The organism is Ruminococcus sp. 1001136sp1_2201st1_G3_2201SCRN_220225 (genome assembly GCF_040924365.1).
Lineage (GTDB): Bacteria > Bacillota > Clostridia > Lachnospirales > Lachnospiraceae > Blautia_A > Blautia_A faecis.
On record NZ_JBCOME010000094.1, the window covers coordinates 1 to 8,126 of the forward strand.

The following is an 8,126-nucleotide window of genomic DNA, read 5'->3' on the forward strand; positions in this document are numbered from 1 at the left end:
ATTCCATTAGGATGTAACATGTATGTAGTTTTGAAGGTACAGAACGGAAACGGTAGCCGGTTGGTTATCGTTTTTTTTGTGTGTAGGTTCCTATTGCAAAATTTTCTCATTTGTTTACATTTACCTATTGCATTATTTCCCAATATGTAGTAACTTAGTATCTACCACGCTGTAATCACAGAACAAATATTCTGTTTTACAGTTTGGAAATGAAGGGGGAAATTGATAAATGGAAAACACAGTAACTAAGGCTGGATTCCGGAAGAAATTTCTGGGAGATAAGGCCTTTTACAAAATGGTACTTGCAATTGCAATACCCATTATGATACAGAATGGTATCACTAATTTTGTCAGCCTTCTGGACAATATTATGATCGGAAGGATTGGCACAGAGCAAATGTCAGGGGCAGCCATTGTAAATCAGCTTCTTTTTGTATATAATCTTTGTCTGTTTGGAGGCGTGTCCGGTGCTGGAATTTTTACAGCTCAGTACGCAGGCCAGAAGGATCATGAAGGTGTGCGCCAGACATTTCGCTACAAATTATGGCTGGTAATTGCGCTCACAATTATAACAATATTGATTTTAATGTGCTCAGGAGAAAACCTGATCGGCATGTATCTGAAAGGCGAAGGAAGTGCAGCTGCGCTGGAGGCTACGAGCAGATATGGAATGCAGTATTTGTGGATCATGTTTATTGGATTGCCGCCATTTATGATCAGTCAGGCATACTCCAGTACCCTTCGCGAATGCGGAGAGACTGTTCAGCCTATGAAGGCGGGAGTTACTGCAGTACTTGTGAATCTTGTATTCAACTATCTTCTTATTTATGGTAAATTTGGTTTTCCGGAGCTGGGGGTACAGGGAGCCGCTATTGCGACTGTTCTTTCCCGCTATGTGGAGGCTGCAATTATAATTATATGGTCACATACCCACACAGAGAAAATGCCTTTTGCCAAAGGGCTTTACAGTACGCTGAAGGTACCAGCTAATTTAACAAAGAAGATTTTGATCAAAGGAACTCCGCTGCTGCTTAATGAGACTCTCTGGGCAGCCGGAATGGCAATTCTTACCCAGTGCTATTCTATTCGGGGATTAAACGTAGTAGCTGCACAGAATATTGCAAATACCATTAATAATGTTTTTAATGTCGTATTCATCGCTTTGGGAGACTCTGTTGCCATTGTAGTGGGACAGCTGTTAGGCGCGGGAAATATGAAGAAGGCCAGAGATACAGATAATAAGATGATTGCATTTTCTGTTATGTGCTGCACTGGAGTGGCATTAGTCATGCTGATTGTCGCACCATTTTTCCCAAAGCTGTATAACACCAATCTGGATGCGCAGGAACTGGCGAAATACTTTATTATGATCATGGCAATTTTTATGCCGCAGAACGCATTCCTGCATGCTTCATATTTTACCTTGCGTTCCGGTGGAAAAACGATCATTACATTTTTATTTGACAGTGTATTTGTGTGGTGTGTCAGTGTACCCATTGCGTATTGCCTCAGTCGCTTCACAGGTTTACACGTGTTGGCTGTTTTTGCCATGGTACAGGTGGGAGATATTTTGAAGTGTATTGTGGGTTTTGTGCTGGTTAAGAAAGGTGTATGGATGCAGAATATTGTTTCCGGAAAATAGGCGTGGAATGCCTGATAATTATTTTGCAAATAGAGTTTTTTGTTAACCGAATGACTTATCTGGAGCGTGTTTGAAAAAGGCTTTTTCAAATGCGCTCTAAGAAAAAATGCTTTTAATTTATTCAAACAGCAGTTCAGCAGCTGCGTAAATAAATTAAAAGCATTTTTATTATCCATGGGTATTTTAAAGAGAAAGTAGTTCCCCTGTCCGTGTCACATTATATCCGGTCTGTCCCTGAAGAATCGTTCGGAAATCTTCAGACCGTACAATTTCAAGAAGAGCAGAGAATCCAGGCTGGGAAAGGGCTTCCGTTTCCATGACCAGATACATAGGAAGTGTCTGAAGCGGAATAAAATCTAGAAGTCCGGACTGGTGTGCTGCGTATTCTTCTCCAAGAGCTGAATCTGCCTTGTGCGTAGCAATAGCTGCGGCAGTGGAAATATCAGATACCAGTTCAGTATGGTAACCAGATATGCTGGCTGGCGAAATTTTTTCTGAGAAAAGAAACTGGTCCAGGTAAATCCGTGGTGTACTTCCTTTTTCTCGATTGGCAATCTTTATGTCTTTACAGGCGAAATCCATCAGACCTGAAAGCTTCAAAGGGTTTCCAGAAGGAACATAAAGCCCTATGGAATACTCATAAAGGCATAAAAGAGAAAGCTGTACACCTGGGACAAGGCTGCGGATATGTTCCAGATCCAGACTTGCACATGCTATGTGAGCCTTTTTGAAATAAAGAGAATACAGGCTGTTGTAGCTGTTCATAAAGGATTGAAGGACTGGAATCCCCTGAGGGTGAATGGACATCTGGCTGATCAGAAGTTCGAGAGCCGGGGAAAACTGTCCGCAAAGGATCAGTCCGCTGGAGTGGAGAAGATAATCCCTCTTCAAAAGGGAACTTTCTGGAGGAAGTTCCGGAATCTGCAGATTTCCGTTAGGGGTACTGGAAGAAGCGGCTTTCTGATCTGGCATGTTATTGCCGGAACCGGAACGCTCCAGGTATTGTTTCAGCTGCTGCTCGCTGATGCGAAGCTGTTTTCCTACTTTAGAAGAATATAATTCTCCACGTTTGATCAATTCATAAACCGTGGTCTTCTTAATTTGAAGCTTGTCTGCAATTTCCTGAGCAGTATAAAGTTTATTCATCAATTCCCACCATAACGTTGGTTGCCTTAATGACTGCGTAAGCGTCAGAGCCAACTTCAAGTCCAAGTTCTTCTACAGCTGCACAGGAAATAGTAGCTGTGATAATGTTGCCGCCTCCGATATCAATTGTGACGATGGAGTTAACGGCTCCCTTATTGATATTGATAACTTTTCCTTTTAACTGATTGCGTGCACTTAATTTCATATTTAAATCCTCTTTTCATTATTTATTACAAAATTCCTGAACGACAGCCGTGTATTCATTATGTCTATATGCTGAATGGATGGATATCAGACAGATCGGAACATATGAGCAAGTAGGAGATTAGACAGGAGTATGAACGTGTTCCATAGCTGAGAAGCAGCTGCCTTTTGTATTTATTATTGGTAGTATTTAAATATCATAGCATGTTGGAAAGAAAATAACAAGGAGTGTTTCGTTGGAGAAAAAATGAAAAGTAAAAAAAATTTGTGTGAACTAATAAAAATTGTACAAACAATGCAGGTTCAAATTGACATAGCAAATGAAATTAAGTATAATGAATGAAACCGAACAAAACATAACAAAACACAACAAAATACAACAAGAATGGAGGGCGTGAAATGAAAAAAAGAGTTTTTGCAGCACTTATGGCTGGTGTTATGGGAACTATGATGTTTGGAACTACTTTCGTATCTGCTGAAGCAGAGACAGCGGAACTGAAATGTGAGGTTTACGCATTTATTGCAGCCAGCCTGAATAACGCCATGGAAGAGATTCAGAAGAATTTTAATGAGACTTATCCGGATGTTGAGATTCTTTACAATGCGGACAGTTCAGGAACTTTGCAGACTCAGATTGAGGAAGGCGCCCGCTGCGATATTTTCTTCTCAGCAGCTACGAAGCAGATGGATGCATTGGTTGACGAGGGACTTGCTGACAAGGATTCTGTAGTGGATCTTCTTGAGAATAAAGTTGTTCTTATTAAACCAAAGGATGGGGAGACCAAGGTAACCGGATTTGAGAACATCACAGATGCTGCAAACCTTGCCCTTGCCGGAGAGGACGTTCCGGTTGGACAGTATTCCCGCGAGATTTTTGATAATCTTGGAATTACAGATGAAGTAAACAAGATGGAGATCAACGAAGGTAAGAATGTTACAGATGTACTTGCATCTGTAAGTGAGGGCAGCAATGAGGTTGGTATCGTATATGCTACGGATGCGGCTTCTGTGGCAGATTCTGTTGAGGTTATTGCAGAGGCACCGGAGGAAAGCCTTAAAACACCTGTACTTTACCCTGCCGGAATGGTAGAAGATAAAGAAGCAAGTGATGATGATAAAGCAGCAGCAGAAGCATTTCTTGAGTACCTTCAGTCTGATGAAGCTTTTGAAGTATTTGAGAAATATGGATTTGCAGCTTATGTAAATGACGAGAAAACGGATGACATGGCAGCCGCTGAAGAGACCGCAGAGCCGACAGAGGAAGCATCTGAAGACACTGCAGAATAAAGGATAATAATATGGTAGAATTTCTCAGTGAAATAAACTGGAGTCCTTTGTGGATTTCTTTGAAAACCGGTGTGGCAGCAACTATATTTGCTTTTTTTCTGGGTGTATTCTGTGCAAGGAAGATCATGAAACTGAAACCGGGAGCAAGGGCAGTGCTGGATGGGATTCTGACAATGCCTCTTGTTCTGCCTCCTACAGTAGCTGGATTCTGCCTGCTTTTGCTTTTTAGCCTGAAAAGGCCTTTTGGAAGTTTTCTGCTGGACAATTTTGATATTAAAGTAGTTCAGACATGGACCGGATGTGTGATCGCAGCTTCTGTGATCGCGTTTCCACTGATGTATCGAAATGCCAGGGCGGCCTTTGAGCAGGTGGATGTGAATCTGATCTATGCAGGAAGAACTCTGGGAATGAGTGAAAGCCGGATATTCTGGAAGGTAATTATACCTGCAGCAGGACCTGGAATTGCTTCCGGTACTGTACTGGCTTTTGCCCGTGCCATTGGAGAATATGGAGCAACCTCCATGCTTGCCGGCAATATCCTTGGAAAGACAAGGACGGTTTCTGTTGCAATTGCATCAGAGACTGCAGCTGGAAATTATGATATGGCAGGTTTCTGGGTCGTAGTGATCATATTGATCTCATTTCTGGTGGTTGCAGCAATTAATATTGCTTCCGGCAGAGGAATGCAGACCAGAAGGTGGATATAATGGCGATTGAACTTGATATTCAGAAAAATTTTAAAGGTTTTTCCCTGGATGTAAGACTGAAGGGGCAGGATGGACCTATAGGGATCCTGGGCGCTTCCGGAAGCGGAAAGAGTATGACTCTTCGCAGTATTGCCGGAATTGAAACTCCGGATTCCGGAAGAATCATTATTAACGGGAAGACTGTTTTTGATTCTGAGGAAAAAATTAATTTAAAGCCTCAGGAGAGAAGAGTTGGATACCTGTTTCAGAATTATGCCCTTTTCCCAACTATGACTGTGGAAAAGAATATTGCCTGCGGGTATCGAGGGGAAAAAAGCAAGCTTTCACAGAAGGTTGCAGATTACATAAAAAGATATCATTTGGAGGGACTGGAAAAGCATTTTCCGTCGCAGCTTTCTGGCGGTCAGCAGCAGCGGGTGGCTCTTGCGCGTATGATGATCGGAGAGCCGGAGGTGATTCTTCTGGATGAACCTTTTTCTGCGCTGGATGGGTATCTGAAGGATATTTTGCAGCGTGATATGCAGAATTTTTTGAAAGATTACAAAGGCGATATGATTATGGTAACTCACAGTAGGGATGAGGCCTATAAGTTCTGCAGTCAGCTGACCCTGTTGAATAATGGAAAAGATATTCTTACTGGTGAGACCAGGGATATTTTCGAAAATCCTCAGTATCTGGAGGCTGCAAGGCTGACTGGATGTAAGAATTTTTCTGCAGTGCAGAAGATGGGCAGCCATGAGGTTTATGCATTGGATTGGGAGCTTATGCTTCGTTCAGAACAGGAAGTGACAGAGGATATTACCCATGTTGGAATCCGGGGACATTGGATGAGGCCGGCAACTAAGGCTGGTGAGAATACCATGGAAGTGCAGGTTGAGGAGTATATTGAAAATACTTTTGAGCATCAGTATCTGTTTCGTAATAAAGGGGCTGCAGAAAGCGGCACTTTGTGGTGGATGTGCCAGAAAAAGAATTTCCAGGAAACTGCAAAGGACAATATCCCAAAGTATCTGTATTTTCCACCAGAGCATGTGATGTTGTTGAAGAAATAAAACAAGGTGGTTCTGAATGAATAATAAAGGAATATGAGACAGCATGGAATGGTTTGCTGTTTCATATTCCTTATTTTGTATTGCGAAGTCTGCAGAAGACGGATAGTAGAAGAATGTCTTTATTTCAGATATGTTTTAGAACTTTTTTTAAACAAGCTCTGATGCTGCGATAAAAAAACGCCGGAAACCTTGAATTACAAGATTTCTGACGCTTAAGAGCAGGGGATGAGAGAATCGAACTCCCACCAAAGGTTTTGGAGACCCCTATCATACCATTTGACCAATCCCCTATGTTTTGTTTCTGTTGCAATTATACATACAAAAGGAACAGTTGTCAAGGCAAAATTAATAAAATTTGCACGAAAACAATTATGAAACGGAGATGGAGGGATTTGAACCCTCGCACCGGTTACCCGGCCTACCGCATTTCGAGTGCGGACCCTTCAGCCACTTGGGTACATCTCCATGACATTCTCCATTATATCGGGGGATTGGATAAAGGTCAATCTTTTTTTTATTGACGTAAAAAGAATAGTGTAATAATATGAAAGGAAAGCAAAATACGAGGAGACCAGTTATGAGTGACAAAAAGACATCCATAGAGAATGCAGTAGAACGTCTGACTGCCAATTACCGTAAGGAAGAGCTGTTTCTGACAAAGAGCGGAAGACATCTGCCAGTCCGTGCAGCGATTATTAATATTGTGAAAGAAATGAGATCAGTTATTTTTCCGGGATATTTCGATATTGATTCGGGAGCAGCTGTTTTTCCGGAACATTATACCGGATATCTGCTCAATGACCTGTTTGACCGTATGCAGGCGCAGATTGAGACGGCTTTTCTGTATGTTGGCGATGATATGACCAGTGCATGCGGCAAGGCAGCACAGATAACCTCCAGATTTTTTGAGCAGCTTCCGGAAGTGCAGGAGATGCTGCTGAAAGATGTGCAGGCTGGTTTTGATGGTGACCCGGCTGCGAAGAGTAAAGAGGAGATTATTTTCTCCTATCCGGGATTTCTGGCAATTTATGTGTATCGTCTGGCACACATCCTTTATCTGGAGGAGGTTCCGTTTATTCCAAGGATTATGACAGAGTATGCTCATGACCACACAGGAATCGATATTAACCCAGGTGCTACGATTGGGGAATATTTCTTTATTGACCATGGCACTGGCGTAGTAATCGGTGAAACGACTACTATTGGGAATAATGTGAAGCTGTATCAGGGAGTTACCCTTGGCGCGCTTTCTACAAGAAAAGGACAGCAGCTTTCTGGTGTGAAGCGTCATCCTACTATTGAAGATAATGTAACCATTTATTCCAATTCTTCTGTACTTGGTGGAGAAACTGTGATTGGGGAGAATACGATCATCGGCGGAAACACATTTATCACAGAATCGATTCCTGCAAACTCCAAGGTAAGTGCGAAGAGTCCAGAGCTGGTGATCAAGAAACCGCGTACACATGTGGAAGCTTCCAATGTCTGGGATTGGGAAAATTAACGGAATAAAGTGAAAATGGCAGTTAACAGAGCAGGCACGGTGGTGTTTTAGAAAATATCATTTCTGGAAAAACAGAAAGTCGTAGTGTGAATCTGGTAACATGCATCGCTTTGAATATGGTGAACCGTGTAACTGTTGACTGCTCCAGAGCATGTTTGAAAAATCATTCCCCAATCTGCACGCCCCACTTTGCGGTATATTTCGCCCGAATTCAGTTGTCGTAGCCCGCTATGGCTCTTTCATCCGGGCAAAATCTCCCACAAATTGTGACGTACATCTTGCAGAAAGCCTTTTTCAAACATGCTCTAACAGACAAGCAATATTGCATCAATCTTAGAAACAAAAGAAAAAATTAAAAAATTTCAAAAAAGTTGTTGACAAATATTCCAACATCAGATATACTAATCTTCGTTGTGACGGACAAGCACAAATGTGCGGGTGTAGTTCAATGGTAGAACACCAGCCTTCCAAGCTGGATACGTGGGTTCGATTCCCATCACCCGCTTATGCGATAGTGGCGTAGTTGGTAACGCGCGACCTTGCCAAGGTCGAGACCGCGGGTTCGAGCCCCGTCTATCGCTCTT

8 protein-coding genes, 4 tRNA genes and 1 pseudogene are annotated in these 8,126 nt (G+C 42.3%); 8 read left to right on the forward strand and 5 right to left on the reverse strand.

The features are described 5' to 3' along the window. Positions 1–229: 229 nt before the first annotated feature. Entirely contained in the window at positions 230–1,642 is a 1,413-nt protein-coding gene (locus AB5642_RS19170) for an MATE family efflux transporter (RefSeq protein ID WP_237926106.1), read from the forward strand. 183 nt (positions 1,643–1,825) lie between these two features. On the opposite strand, the gene AB5642_RS19175 is transcribed toward AB5642_RS19170, so the two are convergent. After that, on the reverse strand, positions 1,826–2,788 hold the full coding sequence (locus AB5642_RS19175) for a helix-turn-helix transcriptional regulator (protein ID WP_173719648.1): 963 nt from the start codon (positions 2,786–2,788) through the stop codon (positions 1,826–1,828). Beyond that, positions 2,781–2,993, reverse strand: coding sequence for a molybdopterin-binding protein (locus AB5642_RS19180; RefSeq protein ID WP_118579240.1), 213 nt, complete (start codon positions 2,991–2,993; stop codon positions 2,781–2,783). Before AB5642_RS19180 ends, AB5642_RS19175 begins: the two co-directional genes overlap by 8 nt. Before the next feature lie 398 nt (positions 2,994–3,391). Here AB5642_RS19180 and modA point away from each other — a divergent pair, with 398 nt between their 5' ends. The 3 genes from modA to AB5642_RS19195 are packed head-to-tail and all read left to right on the forward strand — an operon-like array spanning position 3,392 to position 6,038. Further along, positions 3,392–4,279: a molybdate ABC transporter substrate-binding protein gene (modA, locus tag AB5642_RS19185; protein ID WP_173719646.1), complete on the forward strand. Its 888-nt coding sequence runs from the start codon at positions 3,392–3,394 to the stop codon at positions 4,277–4,279. A gap of 11 nt (positions 4,280–4,290) precedes the next feature. Next, on the forward strand, positions 4,291–4,986 hold the full coding sequence (gene modB / locus AB5642_RS19190; protein WP_118579234.1) for a molybdate ABC transporter permease subunit: 696 nt from the start codon (positions 4,291–4,293) through the stop codon (positions 4,984–4,986). After that, positions 4,986–6,038, forward strand: coding sequence for a sulfate/molybdate ABC transporter ATP-binding protein (locus tag AB5642_RS19195; RefSeq protein WP_173719644.1), 1,053 nt, complete (start codon positions 4,986–4,988; stop codon positions 6,036–6,038). The genes modB and AB5642_RS19195 overlap by 1 nt, the downstream gene beginning before the upstream one ends. Before the next feature lie 219 nt (positions 6,039–6,257). Here the strand turns inward: AB5642_RS19195 and AB5642_RS19200 are convergent. Beyond that, positions 6,258–6,328 (reverse strand) — tRNA-Trp (locus AB5642_RS19200). An 87-nt stretch (positions 6,329–6,415) separates the two neighbouring features. Next, positions 6,416–6,503 (reverse strand) — tRNA-Ser (locus AB5642_RS19205). A gap of 112 nt (positions 6,504–6,615) precedes the next feature. Here AB5642_RS19205 and epsC point away from each other — a divergent pair. Continuing rightward, positions 6,616–7,542, forward strand: coding sequence for a serine O-acetyltransferase EpsC (gene epsC / locus AB5642_RS19210; RefSeq protein WP_173716423.1), 927 nt, complete (start codon positions 6,616–6,618; stop codon positions 7,540–7,542). 151 nt (positions 7,543–7,693) lie between these two features. Next, a pseudogene (locus tag AB5642_RS19215) lies at positions 7,694–7,801 on the forward strand (DUF6783 domain-containing protein); the annotation flags it as partial. Here AB5642_RS19215 and AB5642_RS19220 read toward each other — a convergent pair. Continuing rightward, entirely contained in the window at positions 7,754–7,870 is a 117-nt protein-coding gene (locus tag AB5642_RS19220; protein WP_306467823.1) for a DUF6783 domain-containing protein, read from the reverse strand. The pseudogene AB5642_RS19215 and the gene AB5642_RS19220 overlap by 48 nt on opposite strands. Before the next feature lie 106 nt (positions 7,871–7,976). Here AB5642_RS19220 and AB5642_RS19225 point away from each other — a divergent pair. Further along, a tRNA-Gly gene (locus tag AB5642_RS19225) sits at positions 7,977–8,047 on the forward strand. A gap of 3 nt (positions 8,048–8,050) precedes the next feature. Next, positions 8,051–8,123, forward strand: a tRNA-Gly gene (locus AB5642_RS19230). Positions 8,124–8,126: the final 3 nt, after the last annotated feature.